Here is a 16,308-nt window from a genome sequence, read left to right as displayed (position 1 = left end):
CGAGACGAAGACCGCAGCCGGACAGCACAACCGGTCGCCGAGCCAGACAGGCCGACGCCCGCTCCAGGGAAGGACCCTTCGTGAGCGATACCACCGATCTGATGGGCGTGGACGCCGCCGAAGCCGCCGCGCCCGCCACGGACGCCCCTGCCGCGCCCGCATCCGGTACCGCCCCCAGGCGTCGCCGCTCCGGCACGGGCCTCGAGGGCATGGTTCTCGCCGAACTGCAGCAAGTCGCCTCCGGTCTCGGTATCAAGGGCACGGCGCGGATGCGCAAGAGCCAGCTGATCGAGACGATCCGGGCCAAGCAGGCCGAGAACGGCTCGGGCTCCGCCCCCGCCGCCGCTGCCGAGGCCCCGGCCGCCCCCGCCGAGAGCAAGCCGCGCCGCCGCGCGACCTCCAAGGCGCGCACGGGCGAGAGCGCCGAGGGCGCCGGTGAGGCCGCTCAGCAGCAGATCGACATCCCCGGCCAGCCCGTCAGCGACGAGCCCGCCGGTGAGCGCCGTCGCCGCGGCGGCAAGAGCGAGGGCAGGGGCGCCGAGACCCCGGCCGCCGCCGAGACCGCCGAGGACAGGCCCGCCGAGGGCAGGGGCGACGGCGGCAAGCAGGACAAGCAGCAGGACAAGGGCGGCGACCGTCAGGGCAAGGGCCGCCAGCGCGACCGCGACCGCCGCAACAAGGACGGCGGCCAGCAGCAGGGCCAGGACGGCGGCAACCGCCAGGACGGCGGCAACCGCCAGGGCCGCGGCGACAACCGCGGTGACCGTGACAGCCGCGGCGACCGCGACGACGACTTCGAGGGCGGCCGCCGCGGGCGCCGGGGCCGCTACCGCGACCGCCGGGGCCGCCGGGGCCGCGACGACTTCGCCGCCGAGCCGCAGATCTCCGAGGACGACGTCCTGATCCCGGTCGCCGGAATCCTGGACATCCTCGACAACTACGCGTTCGTGCGCACCTCCGGCTACCTGCCCGGCCCGAACGACGTGTACGTCTCCCTGGCCCAGGTCCGCAAGAACGGCCTGCGCAAGGGCGACCACGTCACCGGCGCGGTCCGCCAGCCGCGCGAGGGCGAGCGGCGCGAGAAGTTCAACGCGCTGGTCCGCCTGGACTCGGTGAACGGCATGTCGCCCGAGAGCGGCAAGGGCCGGCCCGAGTTCGGCAAGCTCACCCCGCTGTACCCGCAGGAGCGGCTGCGGCTGGAGACCGAGCCGAACCACCTCACCTCGCGGATCATCGACCTGGTCTCGCCCATCGGCAAGGGGCAGCGCGGCCTGATCGTGGCCCCGCCGAAGGCGGGCAAGACCACGGTCCTGCAGTCGATCGCCAATTCCATCACCCGCAACAACCCCGAGTGCCACCTGATGGTCGTGCTCGTGGACGAGCGGCCGGAGGAGGTCACCGACATGCAGCGGTCGGTCAAGGGCGAGGTCATCTCCTCGACCTTCGACCGCCCCGCCGAGGACCACACCACCATCGCCGAGCTGGCCATCGAGAGGGCCAAGCGGCTGGTGGAGCTCGGCCACGACGTGGTGGTGCTGCTGGACAACATCACCCGCCTGGGCCGCGCGTACAACCTGGCCGCCCCCGCCTCGGGCCGCATCCTGTCCGGTGGTGTCGACTCCACCGCGCTCTACCCGCCGAAGAAGTTCTTCGGCGCCGCGCGGAACATCGAGGACGGCGGCTCCCTGACGATCCTGGCCGCCGCGCTGGTCGAGACCGGCTCGCGGATGGACGAGGTCATCTTCGAGGAGTTCAAGGGCACCGGCAACATGGAGCTCAAGCTCGACCGGAAGCTCGCCGACAAGCGGATCTTCCCGGCGGTGGACGTCGACGCGTCCGGCACCCGCAAGGAGGAGATCCTGATGGGCGCCGAGGAGCTGGGCATCGTCTGGAAGCTGCGGCGCGTCCTGCACGCGCTGGACCAGCAGCAGGCCATCGAGCTGCTGCTGGACAAGATGAAGCAGACGAAGTCGAACGCCGAGTTCCTGATGCAGATCCAGAAGACGACGCCGGCACCCGGCAACGGCGACTGATCTGCGCCGGCACGACACGGCAGCACGGCACGGCGAGGGCCGCCCCACCGCACACGGTGGGGCGGCCCTCGCCGTGTGTCACCGCGGTGCCGGGCGCCGTGCCACCGGCCGCCGCCGCGCCCGTCCGGCCCGCCCCGGAGGGAGGCGCGGAGTGATCAGGCCCGACGGGGGTACGTCGTCGCAAGTGGAGAGGAAGTCCCTCGCCGACCGCCGTCCGTCCGGCCCGGCCCGGCGGCTCCCACGGCGCCGGACGGCCCCGCGGCAGCCCCACACGGCAGGGGAGACGTACGGCAGACGAGGAACGACATGGCGGACGAGGACACCACCACCGGCGGTGGGGAGAGCGGTGGGCAGGAGCGCCGAAGCCCGCGCCCGCGGCGGCGCAGGGGGCTGTACGCGGCCGTGTGGGCCACGGTCGGCGCCCTCGTGCTGGCCGGGGCCGGACTCGGGCTCTTCTACCTCAGGATCGACGGCAACATCGCCGGCGTCGACATCGACTCCGTCCTGGGCCCCGACCGGCCCGCGGACGTCCCCGACGGCACGCTGGACATCCTCCTCCTCGGCTCCGACACCCGCTCGGGGAACAACTCCCGCTACGGCCGCGACGACGGCACCGCCCGCTCCGACACCGCGATGATCGTCCACGTCAACAAGGCCCACGACCGGGCGTCCGTCGTCTCCATCCCCCGCGACACCCTCGTCGATCGGCCCGAGTGCGAGAAGACCGGCGGCGGCACGGCGCCCGCCGCCCGGCGCGCGATGTTCAACCAGGCGTACGAGATCGGCGGCCCCGCCTGCACCGTCAAGACGGTCGAGTCGATGACCGGCATCCGCATGGACCACTACGTGGAACTCGACTTCACGGGCTTCAAGAAGGTGGTCGACGAACTGGGCGGGGTGGAGATCACCGTCACCGAGCCGATCGAGGACGACGACAGCCGGCTGAGCCTGGAGCCGGGACGCCACACCCTGGACGGGGAGCAGGCCCTGGGCCTGGTCCGCACCCGCAAGGGCGTGGGCAACGGCAGCGACCTGGGCCGCATAAAGCTCCAGCACGCCTTCGTCGGGGCCTTCGCCGACCGGGTGGGGGAGGTCGGGGTGTTCTCCGACCCCAAGAAGACCTACGACCTCCTCGACACCGTCACCTCCCACCTCACCACCGACGCGGCCCTGGCGTCGGCCTCCGACCTGGCCGGCCTGGCCAGGGCCGTGAAGGACATCGGATCCGAGGACATCCAGACGGTCACCCTGCCGGTGCGCTACTCCTCCGCCGACCCCAACCGGGTGGTGCCGATCGGGGTGCAGGCGGAGCGGATCTGGGACGCGCTCAAGGCGGACCGGCCGATTCCCGACTCCGTCACCAAGGGGTCCGCGGCCCAGGAGGCCGCGGAGGCCGGGGAAGCGGTGGAGGCCGAGTAGGCCGGGGAGGCCGGGAGGCCGGGAGGCCGGGGAATAGCATCCGCCGCCACCTGGTTTTGGGAGGTGCGGCCAGTAGTGGCAGACTGGTGCGTCGGTCCCGGTTCACGCGCGGGCAGACATCCCCGCAGCCCGCCCATCGGGCGCGAGGAGCCGGTGCGACCCGGAACCCTCCCGATACCTAGGAGAGACCTTGAAGCGCGACATCCACCCGGAGTACGTGGAGACCCAGGTCAGCTGCACCTGCGGAAACTCCTTCACCACCCGTAGCACCGTCACCGACGGCACCATCCGTGCCGACGTGTGCTCCGCGTGCCACCCGTTCTACACGGGCAAGCAGAAGATCCTCGACACCGGTGGCCGCGTGGCCCGCTTCGAGGCCCGCTTCGGCAAGAACGCCGGGTCGAGGAACAAGAAGTAGCGACCCCGAACGCCGGTCCTCGGCCGTCCCCCAGGGAGGGCCGGACCGGCGTTTTGCCGTCCCGGCAGCCCTCTCTCCACACGAAGGACTCAACGATGTTCGAGGCGGTCGAGGAACTGATCGGTGAGCACGCCGACCTCGAGAAGCGGCTCGCCGATCCCGCCGTCCACGCGGACCAGGCCAACGCCCGCAGACTGGGCAAGCGCTACGCCGAGCTGACCCCGATCGTGGGTGCCTACCACGACTGGAAGCGCACCGGCGACGACATCGCCACCGCCCGCGAGCTGGCCGTCGACGACCCGGACTTCGCCGCCGAGGTCAAGGAGCTGGAGGCCCGCCGCGAGGAGCTCACCGAGCGGCTGCGGCTGCTGCTCGTCCCGCGCGACCCCAGCGACGACAAGGACGTCATCCTGGAGATCAAGGCGGGCGAGGGCGGCGAGGAGTCCGCGCTGTTCGCCGGCGACCTGCTGCGCATGTACCTGCGCTACGCCGAGCGGCAGGGCTGGAGGACCGAGGTCATCGAGGCCAACGAGTCCGACCTCGGCGGCTACAAGGACGTCCAGGTCGCGGTGAAGACCAAGAACGCCACCGAGCCCGGCCAGGGCGTGTGGGCCCGGCTGAAGTACGAGGGCGGCGTCCACCGCGTCCAGCGGGTGCCCGCCACCGAGTCCCAGGGCCGCATCCACACCTCCGCCGCGGGCGTCCTCGTCCTGCCCGAGGCCGAGGACGTCGACGTCGAGATCAACCCCGGCGACCTGCGGATCGACGTCTACCGCTCCTCCGGCCCCGGCGGCCAGTCCGTGAACACCACCGACTCCGCCGTCCGCATCACCCACGTGCCCACCGGCATCGTCGTCTCCTGCCAGAACGAGAAGAGCCAGCTGCAGAACAAGGAGCAGGCGCTGCGCATCCTGCGCGCCCGTCTGCTGGCGGCGGCCCAGGAGGAGGCGGAGAGGGAGGCCTCCGACGCACGCCGCAGCCAGGTGCGTACGGTGGACCGGTCGGAGCGGGTGCGCACCTACAACTTCCCGGAGAACCGGATCTCGGACCACCGGGTGGGCTTCAAGGCGTACAACCTGGACCAGGTGCTGGACGGCGACCTGGACGCGGTGATCCAGGCGTGCGTGGACGCCGACTCCGCGGCCAAGCTGGCCGCGGCTCAGTAACCGTGCGGCGCCCCGGGGCGGGGCGCGCAGGGACGGGTGGAGGACGAGGAACGTGAACGTACTGCTCGCCGAGGTGGCCCAGGCCACCCAGCGGCTCGCCGACGCCGGAGTGCCCTCCCCGCGCTTCGACGCGGAGGAGCTGGCGGCGTACGTGCACGGCGTCAGGCGCGGGGAGCTGCACCGCGTCGCCGACGCCGACTTCGACGCCCGCTACTGGGAGGCCGTCGCCCGCCGCGAGGCCCGCGAACCGCTCCAGCACATCACCGGCCGGGCCTTCTTCCGCTATCTGGAACTCCAGGTGGGCCCGGGGGTGTTCGTGCCGCGCCCCGAGACCGAGTCGGTGGTCGGCTGGGCGATAGACGCCGTGCGCGCCATGGACGTCGCCGAGCCCCTGATCGTCGATCTGTGCACCGGCTCCGGAGCCATCGCGCTCGCGCTCGCCCAGGAGGTGCCGCGCTCGCGCGTGCACGCCGTGGAACTGGACGAGGGCGCGCTGGAGTGGGCCCGCAGGAACACCGAGGGCTCCCGCGTCACCCTGCACCACGGCGACGCCCTGACCGCACTGCCCGAGCTGGACGGCCAGGTCGACCTCGTCATCTCCAACCCCCCCTACATCCCGCTCACCGAGTGGGAGTACGTCGCCCCCGAGGCACGTGACCACGACCCGCAGATGGCGTTGTTCTCGGGCGAGGACGGACTGGACGTCATCCGAGGCATCGAACGCACCGCGCACCGCCTGCTGCGCCCCGGCGGCCTGGTCGTCGTCGAGCACGCCGACACCCAGGGCGGCCAGGTCCCCTGGATCTTCACCGAGGACCGCGGCTGGGCGGACGCCGCAGACCACCCCGACCTCAACAACCGGCCCCGTTTTGCCACAGCACGCAGGGAGGTGCCGTAAATGGCACGGCGTTACGACTGCTCCGACGCGACCGACCGCGCGACCGGCCTGCGCGAGGCAGCCTCGGCGGTCCGCCGAGGCGAACTCGTCGTGCTGCCCACGGACACCGTCTACGGCATCGGCGCCGACGCCTTCACCCCGGAGGCCGTCGGCGACCTGCTGGAGGCCAAGGGACGCGGGCGCGGCATGCCCTCACCCGTCCTGATCGGCTCCCCGAACACCCTGCACGGCCTGGTCACCGACTTCTCCGAGCAGGCGTGGGAACTGGTGGACGCCTTCTGGCCCGGCGCGCTCACCCTCATCGCCCGCCACCAGCCGTCGCTGACCTGGGATCTGGGCGAGACCGGCGGCACGGTCGCCGTCCGCATGCCGCTGCACCCGGTGGCGATCGAGCTGCTGACCGAGACCGGCCCGATGGCGGTGTCGTCGGCCAACCTCACCGGGCACCCGGCCCCGCAGACCTGCGACGCCGCCCAGGAGATGCTGGGCGACTCCGTCGCCGTCTACCTCGACGGCGGCCCCACCCCCGACTCGGTGCCCTCCTCGATCGTCGACGTCACCGGCCCGGCGCCCAGGCTGCTGCGCGCGGGCGCGATCAGCGCGGAGGAGCTGCGCAAGGTCGTACCCGACCTCGAGGTCGCCAGTTGACCCCGCCCGCCGGGGCGTCCGAGGAGCATGGCATACCGGTCTTCCGCATCCTCCACGTCTCCACCGGAAACGTCTGCCGCTCGCCCATCACCGAGCGGCTGACCCGGCATGCCCTGGTGGCCAGACTCGGCGACGAGCGGGCCGGCGGGCTGGTGGTGGAGAGCGCGGGGACGTGGGGGCACGAGGGCGCGCCGATGGAGGAGCACGCGGCGGAGGTCCTGCTGGAGTACGGCGCGGACCCGTCCGGCTTCCTCGGCCGCGAACTGCTGGACGAGCACGTCATCAGAGCCGACCTGGTGCTGACCGCCACCCGCGACCACCGGGCGCAGGTGATCTCCATGGGGCACTCGGCGGGACTGCGCACCTTCACGCTCAAGGAGTTCACCCGTCTGGTGCGGGCCATCGACCCCGCCACCCTGCCCGGACCCGACGCCGACGGCGGGGTCGTCGAGCGCGCCCGCGCCCTGGTGCGGGCCGCCGCTGCGCTGCGCGGCTGGCTGCTGGCGCCCAGCGCGGAGGCCGACGAGGTCTACGATCCCTACGGCGCCCCCATCACGTACTTCCGCAGTGTCGGCGAGGAGATCAACGCGGCCCTGGATCCGGTGGTCACGGCCCTGACGGGGGTCCCGGCGCGGGCGTGAGACCGTACCGGACGGTGCCGGGCGCGCAACCGCCGGCACCGGGCCGTTGTCTAAGGTGTGGTGTCCCGGGCGTGAGCCCGGTGAGCCCGCGAGAGTTCTGGGGAATCCGTGCGTGAATACCTGCTGACGCTGTGCGTCACGGCCGCGGTCACCTACCTCCTCACCGGCCCGGTGAGGAAGTTCGCGATCGCGGCGGGCGCGATGCCCGAGATCCGGGCCCGCGACGTGCACCGCGAACCGACGCCCCGGCTCGGCGGCATCGCCATGTTCGGCGGGCTGTGCGCGGGTCTGCTGGCGGCCTCCCAGCTCACCAACGTCGGCGACGTCTTCCGGCTCTCCGACGAGCCCCGCGCGCTGCTGGCCGGCGCCGGTCTCATCTGGCTGCTGGGCGTCCTGGACGACAAGTGGGGCGTGGACGCGCTGATCAAGCTCGGCGGCCAGATGATCGCCGCGGGCGTGATGGTCTGGCAGGGCCTGACGATCCTGTGGCTGCCGGTGCCGGGCGTGGGCAACGTCGCGCTGACCCCGCTGCAGGGCACGCTGCTGACGGTGGCGGTGGTCGTCGTCACCATCAACGCGGTCAACTTCGTCGACGGCCTGGACGGCCTGGCCTCCGGCATGGTCGGCATCGCGGCCGCGGCGTTCTTCATGTACGCCTACCGGATCTGGTACGGCTACGGCATCGAGGCCGCGGCCCCCGCGACGCTCTTCGCCGCCGTCCTGATGGGCATGTGCCTGGGCTTCCTGCCGCACAACATGCACCCCGCGCGGATCTTCATGGGCGACTCCGGGTCGATGCTCATCGGCCTGGTGCTGGCCGCCGGGGCGGTCTCCATCACCGGGCAGGTCGACCCGGACGTCATCACCGACACCACCGGCTCGGTCAAGACCACGGTCCAGACGATGGTGCCGGTCTACATGCCGGTGCTGCTGCCGCTGACGATCATCGCGGTGCCCATCGCCGACCTGGTGCTGGCGGTCGTGAGGCGCACCTGGCGGGGCCAGTCTCCGTTCGCCGCCGACCGCGGCCACCTGCACCACCGGCTGCTGGAGATCGGCCACTCCCACAGCCGCGCGGTGCTGATCATGTACTTCTGGTCGGCGCTGATCGCCTTCGGCGCGGTGGCCTTCTCGGTGCGCTCCTCCAGCCTGGTCATCGTGCTCGCGATCGTGCTGCTGAGCGCGGTGGGGCTGGTGATCCTGCTGCTGCCCCGGTTCACCCCGAGGGTGCCGCACTGGGCGCAGCGGCTCGTGCCGCCGCGCTACCGCTCCCGGCGCGGGCCGGCGCAGCGGCCCGGGGGAGAGGCGGGCGGCGCGGACGAGGGTGCCGCGCGGACCGGCCCGGAGGCCGGGCGGCGGCCCGCGGGGGCGACGGCGCTCGGCGAGTACGATCGCCTGGTGGGCGACGGCCGTCCCACGGCCGACAACCGCTCATAGCAGTCCCGCCGCCGTTCGTCATCGCGGAGCACCGCCGGCTGACCCGCTCGTGTGACAGTCCGCACACGAACTAGGTAAAGACCTCATCAAATAGTTTGTGATACCGTTCACGAGTCCGGCGAGAAGGCCGGTGGCCTCCAGTGCCCCGATCCGCGAGTCCGTGCCGCCGGGCGACCACCGCTTTCGAAGGTCACGCACCGTCCCCCGTAGACCACCCCGCTGGAGCAGCGTTTATGCAGTCGAACGACGCCCGGATCCTTCGTGGCGCCGCGATTCCCTCAGCCGGTGCCGGCCTGGTCGGCGTGATCGCCGGCGCGGTCGTCTCGGGAGGCGAGGGCGCCCTGGGAGCAGGCCTCGGCACCGTGGTAGTCCTCGCGTTCTTCGGCGCGGGGCTCCATGTGCTCGGCCGGATCGGACGGCAGTGGCCCGAACTCCTCCTCGGGGCGGGGTTCCTGGTCTACACGACCCAGGTGATCGCCATGTTCGTGGTGATGAAGCTCCTGCGGGACGCCACCTTCATGGACGGCCGTGTGTTCGGTTTCACGGTGCTGGCCTGTCTCCTGGTGTGGCTCGCCGCCCAGGCGTGGACGCAGACCCGGCTCAAGACCCCGTACGTGGAGCCCGCCGTGGCAGGCAAGGGCTCCACGGGCTCCTCCGCCGCGGAATCCCGCGCGTGATCCGGAACAGCGCGAAGGCTCAGGGCCAGGGGTGGTGGGAAGCCACACCCGCCGGGCTGCTATCGTCCGACGCCGAGAGGGCCGCGAGCCTTGGAGAAGGCGCTGTGCGGGACAGCGCCGGACGCTCCTCGCCTCTTCACGGGGCCGTCCTGTCGCATAGCCGGCCGGCTCCTTCCCGCCCACCCCAGTCCAGTGCCGCCCCGTGGCCCAGCGCCATGCCGACACCCCGAGGTAGCCGTACCCATGCGTCCGACCGAAGGAGCTCGCGGTGAGTAGTGACCAGTTGCTCGCCTTCGAGGTTGACTGCCACCTGTTCAAGGACTGTGGCTTCCAGGCCCCCAGTGTGTGGTCGTTCATCTTCGACCCGATCTTCGAGGTCGGCGGGGTCGAGTTCAACAAGCCGATGCTCCTCGCGCTCATCGGCACGGCCGCGATCCTCACCTTCTTCTGGGCGGCTTTCTCCAAGCCCAAGGTGGTCCCCGGCAAGCTGCAGATGGTCGCCGAGGCGCTGTACGAGTTCGTGCGCCGGGGCATCGCCCGGGAGGTGATGGGGAAGAAGGGCGACGCCTTCATCCCGCTCCTGGTGTCGCTGTTCTTCTTCGTGTGGATGCTGAACCTCTGGGCGATCATCCCCATCGCCCAGTTCCCGGTCAGCTCGGTCATCGCCTACCCGGCCGGCCTCGCGGTCGTCGTCTGGATCACCTACATGACGGTGACGTTCAAGACGAACGGATTCGTCGGCGGCATCCGCAACCTCTGTGTCCCCAGCGGACTGCCGAAGCCGATCTACGTGCTGCTCACGCCGATCGAGTTCATCTCCAACATCTTCGTGCGGCCCTTCACGCTGGCGGTCCGGCTCTTCGCGAACATGTTCGCCGGCCACATCCTGATCCTGATCTTCACGATCGCCACCTGGTACATGCTCGGCACCTTCCTCGGCACCCTCTACGCGACCGCCTCGTTCGCGATGACCGTGGTGCTGACGGTCTTCGAGCTGTTCATCCAGGCGCTGCAGGCCTACGTCTTCACCGTGCTGACCGCCACCTACCTCTCCCAGGCACTGGAAGAGGCGCACTGACCGGACCGGCACCACGGTCCCGCCCAGCCACCACCCGCCCAACCCCAGACGTCCGGTGGACCAACCACCCACCGGCCCACCAAGAGAAGGAACCCAAGGAATGTCTGCTCTGGAGACCCTCGCAGCTGTCGAAGGCAACGTCGGCACCATCGGCTACGGCCTCGCCGCGATCGGCCCCGGTATCGGCATCGGCATCATCTTCGGTAACGGTGTGCAGGCCATCGCCCGCCAGCCCGAGGCCGCCGGCCTCATCCGCCAGAACATGCTGCTCGGCTTCGCGGTCGTCGAGGCCCTGGCGCTGATCGGCTTCGTCGTCCCGTTCATCCTCTGACGAAGCCGCAAACGGAACCGACGAAAGGTCCATCATGATGAACCTGGCAGCTTCGGAGCCGCAGTCCCCGCTGCTTCCGGTCTGGCCCGAGGTCGTCATCGGCCTGATCGCCTTCGGCATCGTCTTCTTCGTGTTCGCCAAGAAGCTCCTCCCGGCCATCAACAAGGCCCTGGACGAGCGCCGCGAGGCGATCGAGGGGGGCATCGAGAAGGCCGAGGCTGCTCAGGCCGAGGCGCAGCAGACGCTCGAGGAGTACCGAGTCCAGCTCGCCGAGGCTCGTCACGAGGCCGCGCGCCTGCGCCAGGAGGCGCAGGAGCAGGGCGCCGCGCTCATCGCCGAGATGCGCGAGGAGGGCCAGCGGCAGCGTGAGGAGATCATCGCCGCGGGCCACGCCCAGATCGAGGCCGACCGTCGGCAGGCCGCACAGTCGCTGCGCCAGGACGTGGGCAAGCTCGCCACCGACCTGGCCGGCAAGCTGGTCGGCGAGTCCCTGGAGGACGTCGCCCGGCAGAGCCGCACGATCGACCGCTTCCTCGACGAACTCGAGGGGAAGGCGGCCTCCGCCGAGTCCTCTGGAGCCGCCCGATGAACGGAGCGAGTCGCGAGGCACTGGCCGCCGCCCGCGAGCGACTGGACGCGCTGACGGACTCCACGTCCGTCGATGCGGCCCGGCTCGCCGAGGAACTGGCCGCGGTCACCGCGCTGCTCGACCGCGAGGTGTCGCTGCGCCGGGTCCTGACCGACCCGGCGCAGCCCGGCGAGGCCAAGGCCGAGCTGGTCGGACGCCTGCTGGGCGGCCAGGTCGGCGGCGAGGCCGTCGATCTGGTCTCCGGCATGGTCCGCTCCCGCTGGTCGCGTTCGCGCGACCTGGTGGACGCGGTCGAGCAGCTCGCCGACGTCGCAGACCTCACCGCGGCCGAGCGCGACGGCACGCTGGACGACGTGGAGGACGAACTGTTCCGGTTCTCCCGGACGGTGGCCTCCTCCCCGGAGCTGCGTGCGGTTCTCGGCGGCAAGATCACCGACGACGCCCTGAAGGCGGCCAAGACCGAGCTGCTGCGGCGGCTGCTGGGTGGCCGGGCCAGGCCCGCCACCGAGCGACTGGTCGTCCGCCTCGTGCGCCAGCCGCGTGGACGTAGTCTTGAAGGAGGGCTCGAAGCCCTCTCCAGGCTGGCCGCCGAGCGTCGCAACCGCTCGGTGGCGGTGGTCACCTCGGCCGTACCGCTCAGCGACCGCCAGAAGCAGCGCCTGGGCGCCGCCCTGGCGAAGCTCTTCGGACGCGAGATGCACCTCAACCTGGACGTGGACCCGGAGGTCCTCGGCGGGATCCGGGTGCGGGTGGGCGACGAGATCATCGACGGCACCGTCTCGGAGCGCCTCGAAGAGGCGACCCGGCGGATGGCGAGCTGAGCCCACGGCCGGCGGACACCGCAGGCGGTAGGCCACACCAACTCAAGAAGCAGTACTGGCGGCCCGAGTTGGGCCGTAGCAGACACATACGGGCCCAACAAGGAGAGCAGGGAACCCAGATGGCGGAGCTCACGATCCGGCCGGATGAGATCCGGGACGCGCTGGAGAACTTCGTCCAGTCGTACAAGCCGGACGCGGCCTCGCGCGAAGAGGTCGGGACGGTCAGCCTTGCCGGTGACGGCATTGCGAAGGTCGAGGGTCTTCCCTCGACCATGGCGAACGAGCTGCTGAAGTTCGAGGACGGCACCCTCGGCCTCGCCCTCAACCTCGAGGAGCGCGAGATCGGCGCGGTCGTCCTCGGCGAGTTCAGCGGCATCGAGGAGGGCCAGACGGTGCGCCGCACCGGCGAGGTCCTCTCCGTCGCGGTCGGCGACGGCTACCTCGGCCGTGTCGTCGACCCGCTGGGCAACCCGGTCGACGGCCTCGGCGAGATCGAGACCGAGGGCCGCCGCGCCCTCGAGCTGCAGGCCCCCACGGTCATGCAGCGCAAGTCGGTGCACGAGCCGATGGAGACGGGCTACAAGGCCGTCGACGCGATGACCCCGATCGGCCGCGGCCAGCGCCAGCTGATCATCGGCGACCGCCAGACCGGCAAGACGGCCCTGGCGATCGACACGATCATCAACCAGCGCGACAACTGGCGCTCCGGCGACCCGAACAAGCAGGTCCGCTGCATCTACGTCGCCATCGGCCAGAAGGGCTCCACCATCGCCTCCGTGCGCGCGGCGCTGGAGGAGAACGGCGCGCTGGAGTACACCACCATCGTCGCCGCCCCGGCGTCCGACCCGGCGGGCTTCAAGTACCTGGCGCCCTACACCGGCTCGGCCATCGGCCAGCACTGGATGTACCAGGGCAAGCACGTCCTGATCATCTTCGACGACCTGTCCAAGCAGGCCGACGCCTACCGCGCCGTGTCCCTGCTGCTGCGCCGTCCGCCGGGCCGCGAGGCCTACCCGGGCGACGTCTTCTACCTGCACTCCCGGCTGCTGGAGCGCTGCGCCAAGCTCTCGGACGAGATGGGCGCCGGCTCGATGACCGGCCTGCCGATCATCGAGACCAAGGCGAACGACGTGTCGGCGTTCATTCCGACCAACGTCATCTCCATCACCGACGGCCAGTGCTTCCTGGAGTCCGACCTGTTCAACGCGGGCCAGCGCCCGGCGCTGAACGTCGGTATCTCCGTCTCCCGAGTCGGTGGCTCGGCCCAGCACAAGGCCATGAAGCAGGTCTCCGGCCGGCTCCGCGTGGACCTCGCCCAGTTCCGCGAGCTGGAGGCGTTCGCCGCCTTCGGTTCCGACCTGGACGACGCCTCCAAGGCGGCGCTGGAGCGCGGCAAGCGCATGGTCGAGCTGCTCAAGCAGTCGCAGTACGCGCCGTACCCGACCGAGGACCAGGTCGTCTCCATCTGGGCGGGCACCACCGGCCGTATGGACGACGTGCCCGTGGAGGACATCCGGCGCTTCGAGAGCGACCTGCTGGAGCACCTGCACCGCGAGCGCAAGGACCTGATGACCGGCATCCGCGAGGGCGGCAAGATGTCCGACGACACCCTCCAGTCGCTGTCGGACGCCATCGCCTCCTTCAAGAAGCAGTTCGAGACCTCGGACGGCAAGCTGCTGGGCGAGGTCTGAGCATGGGCGCGCAGGTCAGGATCTACAAGCGGCGGATTCGCTCCGTCAGCGCGACCAAGAAGATCACCAAGGCGATGGAGATGATCTCCGCGTCGCGCATCGTCAAGGCCCAGCGCCAGGTGGCCGCGTCGACTCCGTACGCCGACGAGCTGACCCGGGCCGTCGCGGCCGTCGCCACCGGTTCCGACACCCAGCACCCGCTGACCACCGAGACCGAGAAGCCGGCCCGGGCCGCGGTCCTGCTCGTCACGAGCGACCGCGGTCTGGCGGGCGGCTACTCGGCCAACGCGATCAAGGCGGCCGACCGGCTGACCGAGCGGCTGCGGGCCGAGGGCAAGGAGGTCGACTCCTACATCATCGGGCGCAAGGGCGTGGCCTACTACGGCTTCCGCGACCGGAAGATCGCCCAGTCGTGGACGGGCTTCACCGACCGGCCGTCGTACGCCGACGCCAAGGCCGTCTCCGGGCCGCTGATCGAGGCGGTCCGCAGGGACACGGCCGAAGGCGGCGTGGACGAGCTGCACATCGTCTTCACGGAGTTCGTGTCGATGATGACGCAGAACCCGGTCGAGAAGCGGATGCTGCCGCTCAGCCTCGACGAGGTCACGCAGCAGGTGGAGAAGCAGGAGCGGATCCGCCCGCTGTACGACTTCGAGCCGTCGGCGGAGGAGGTTCTGGACGCACTGCTGCCGCGGTACGTCGAGAGCCGGATCTACAACGCGCTGCTCCAGTCCGCCGCCTCCGAGCACGCCGCCCGCCGGCGTGCGATGAAGTCGGCGACGGACAACGCCGAGGACCTCATCAAGTCGCTCACGCGGCTTGCCAACCAGGCCCGCCAGGCCGACATCACCCAGGAAATCAGCGAGATCGTCGGTGGTGCCAGCGCGCTGGCCGACGCTTCTGCGGGGAGTGACTGACAACTATGACCACCACTGTTGAGCCGACCGCTGCGGCGGGCGTGGCCACCGGCCGCGTCGCGCGGGTCATCGGCCCGGTCGTCGACGTGGAGTTCCCCGTCGACGCGATGCCGGAGATCTACAACGCGCTGACCGTCGAGGTCGCCGACCCGGCCGAGGAGGGCGCGAAGAAGACGCTGACCCTCGAGGTCGCCCAGCACCTGGGCGAGGGCCTGGTCCGCGCGATCTCCATGGAGCCGACCGACGGCCTGGTCCGCCAGGCCCCGGTGACCAACACCGGCCACGGCATCACCGTGCCCGTCGGCGACGTCACCAAGGGCCGGGTGTTCAACACCCTGGGCCGCATCCTGAACGAGCCGGAGGCCGAGTCCGAGGTCACCGAGCGCTGGGAGATCCACCGCAAGGCCCCGGCCTTCGACCAGCTCGAGTCCAAGACCGAGATGTTCGAGACCGGCCTGAAGGTCGTCGACCTGCTGACCCCGTACGTCAAGGGCGGCAAGATCGGTCTGTTCGGCGGCGCGGGCGTCGGCAAGACCGTCCTCATCCAGGAAATGATCATGCGTGTGGCCAAGCTGCACGAGGGCGTTTCCGTGTTCGCCGGCGTCGGCGAGCGCACCCGTGAGGGCAACGACCTGATCGAGGAGATGGCCGAGTCCGGCGTTCTCCCGCAGACCGCGCTGGTCTTCGGCCAGATGGACGAGCCCCCGGGCACCCGTCTGCGCGTGGCCCTGGCCGGTCTGACGATGGCGGAGTACTTCCGCGACGTCCAGAAGCAGGACGTGCTGTTCTTCATCGACAACATCTTCCGCTTCACCCAGGCCGGTTCCGAGGTCTCCACCCTGCTGGGCCGCATGCCCTCCGCGGTGGGTTACCAGCCGAACCTGGCGGACGAGATGGGCCTCCTCCAGGAGCGCATCACCTCCACCCGCGGCCACTCGATCACCTCGATGCAGGCGATCTACGTGCCCGCGGACGACCTGACCGACCCGGCCCCGGCGACGACCTTCGCCCACCTGGACGCGACCACCGTTCTGTCGCGTCCGATCTCGGAGAAGGGCATCTACCCGGCGGTGGACCCGCTGGACTCCACCTCCCGGATCCTGGACCCGCGCTACATCTCGCAGGAGCACTACCAGTGCGCCACCCGCGTCAAGGGGATCCTGCAGAAGTACAAGGACCTCCAGGACATCATCGCCATCCTCGGTATCGACGAGCTCGGCGAGGAGGACAAGCTGGTCGTCCACCGCGCCCGCCGTATCGAGCGCTTCCTGTCGCAGAACACCCACGCGGCGAAGCAGTTCACCGGCCTGGACGGATCGGACGTTCCGCTGGACGAGTCGATCGCGGCCTTCAACGCGATCGCCGACGGCGAGTACGACCACTTCCCGGAGCAGGCGTTCTTCATGTGCGGTGGCCTGGACGACCTCAAGGCCAAGGCCAAGGAGCTGGGCGTCTCCTGACGTCCGCGCCCCACGACGGGGGGCGGGTCCACCCGCCCCCCGTCCCCGCGCACCGTTATCCTGTGAAAACCCCAGTTTCGAGGA

General features: G+C 70.8%; 16 protein-coding genes. All 16 read left to right on the top strand.

The features are described from left to right. Window positions 1-80 precede the first annotated feature (80 nt). Window positions 81-2,033: a transcription termination factor Rho gene (rho, locus tag QPK52_RS07965; protein WP_410536454.1), complete on the top strand. Its 1,953-nt coding sequence runs from the start codon at window positions 81-83 to the stop codon at window positions 2,031-2,033. Window positions 2,034-2,339: 306 nt separating this feature from the next. Further along, window positions 2,340-3,452 (top strand): LCP family protein, encoded by a 1,113-nt coding sequence (locus QPK52_RS07960; protein WP_410536452.1) that lies wholly within the window; start codon window positions 2,340-2,342, stop codon window positions 3,450-3,452. Window positions 3,453-3,642: 190 nt separating this feature from the next. Continuing rightward, window positions 3,643-3,870: a 50S ribosomal protein L31 gene (gene rpmE / locus QPK52_RS07955; RefSeq protein WP_093661957.1), complete on the top strand. Its 228-nt coding sequence runs from the start codon at window positions 3,643-3,645 to the stop codon at window positions 3,868-3,870. Window positions 3,871-3,965: 95 nt separating this feature from the next. Then, entirely contained in the window at window positions 3,966-5,036 is a 1,071-nt protein-coding gene (prfA, locus tag QPK52_RS07950) for a peptide chain release factor 1 (protein ID WP_410536450.1), read from the top strand. Between the two features lie 52 nt (window positions 5,037-5,088). Beyond that, window positions 5,089-5,934 carry a peptide chain release factor N(5)-glutamine methyltransferase gene (gene prmC / locus QPK52_RS07945; protein ID WP_410536448.1) on the top strand — a complete coding sequence of 282 codons (846 nt, stop codon included), beginning with the start codon at window positions 5,089-5,091 and terminating at the stop codon, window positions 5,932-5,934. After that, window positions 5,935-6,582, top strand: coding sequence for an L-threonylcarbamoyladenylate synthase (locus QPK52_RS07940; protein WP_410536446.1), 648 nt, complete (start codon window positions 5,935-5,937; stop codon window positions 6,580-6,582). Beyond that, the gene (locus QPK52_RS07935; RefSeq protein ID WP_410536445.1) at window positions 6,579-7,223 is read left to right on the top strand and encodes a protein-tyrosine-phosphatase; all 645 of its coding nucleotides are present in this window, start codon (window positions 6,579-6,581) and stop codon (window positions 7,221-7,223) included. Before QPK52_RS07940 ends, QPK52_RS07935 begins: the two co-directional genes overlap by 4 nt. Window positions 7,224-7,331: 108 nt before the next feature. Continuing rightward, a complete protein-coding gene (locus QPK52_RS07930; protein WP_410536443.1) occupies window positions 7,332-8,660 on the top strand; it encodes an MraY family glycosyltransferase in 1,329 nt (442 codons plus the stop codon). Window positions 8,661-8,893: 233 nt separating this feature from the next. Next, window positions 8,894-9,337, top strand: a complete 444-nt coding sequence (locus QPK52_RS07925) for a hypothetical protein (protein WP_410536441.1) — start codon at window positions 8,894-8,896, stop codon at window positions 9,335-9,337. A gap of 268 nt (window positions 9,338-9,605) precedes the next feature. Next, window positions 9,606-10,415 carry a F0F1 ATP synthase subunit A gene (atpB, locus tag QPK52_RS07920; RefSeq protein ID WP_410536439.1) on the top strand — a complete coding sequence of 270 codons (810 nt, stop codon included), beginning with the start codon at window positions 9,606-9,608 and terminating at the stop codon, window positions 10,413-10,415. A gap of 100 nt (window positions 10,416-10,515) precedes the next feature. Beyond that, window positions 10,516-10,746, top strand: coding sequence for an ATP synthase F0 subunit C (gene atpE, locus QPK52_RS07915; RefSeq protein WP_155071927.1), 231 nt, complete (start codon window positions 10,516-10,518; stop codon window positions 10,744-10,746). Between the two features lie 34 nt (window positions 10,747-10,780). Continuing rightward, window positions 10,781-11,335 (top strand): F0F1 ATP synthase subunit B, encoded by a 555-nt coding sequence (locus QPK52_RS07910; RefSeq protein WP_410536437.1) that lies wholly within the window; start codon window positions 10,781-10,783, stop codon window positions 11,333-11,335. Further along, window positions 11,332-12,156 (top strand): F0F1 ATP synthase subunit delta, encoded by an 825-nt coding sequence (locus tag QPK52_RS07905; RefSeq protein ID WP_410536436.1) that lies wholly within the window; start codon window positions 11,332-11,334, stop codon window positions 12,154-12,156. The genes QPK52_RS07910 and QPK52_RS07905 overlap by 4 nt, the downstream gene beginning before the upstream one ends. Before the next feature lie 119 nt (window positions 12,157-12,275). Next, complete coding sequence (gene atpA / locus QPK52_RS07900; RefSeq protein ID WP_410536434.1) at window positions 12,276-13,847, top strand: F0F1 ATP synthase subunit alpha; 1,572 nt, start codon at window positions 12,276-12,278, stop codon at window positions 13,845-13,847. 2 nt (window positions 13,848-13,849) lie between these two features. After that, entirely contained in the window at window positions 13,850-14,764 is a 915-nt protein-coding gene (locus tag QPK52_RS07895; RefSeq protein WP_410536433.1) for a F0F1 ATP synthase subunit gamma, read from the top strand. A gap of 5 nt (window positions 14,765-14,769) precedes the next feature. Then, window positions 14,770-16,224 (top strand): F0F1 ATP synthase subunit beta, encoded by a 1,455-nt coding sequence (gene atpD, locus QPK52_RS07890; RefSeq protein ID WP_410536432.1) that lies wholly within the window; start codon window positions 14,770-14,772, stop codon window positions 16,222-16,224. Window positions 16,225-16,308 lie beyond the last annotated feature (84 nt).

Origin of the sequence: Streptomyces sp. KL2, from assembly GCF_046529545.1 — a bacterium.
In the GTDB taxonomy this organism is placed as follows: Bacteria; Actinomycetota; Actinomycetes; order Streptomycetales; family Streptomycetaceae; genus Streptomyces; species Streptomyces radiopugnans.
The sequence above is the reverse complement of the archived record's forward strand: the minus strand, read 5'-3'. Positions and strand labels throughout refer to the sequence as shown.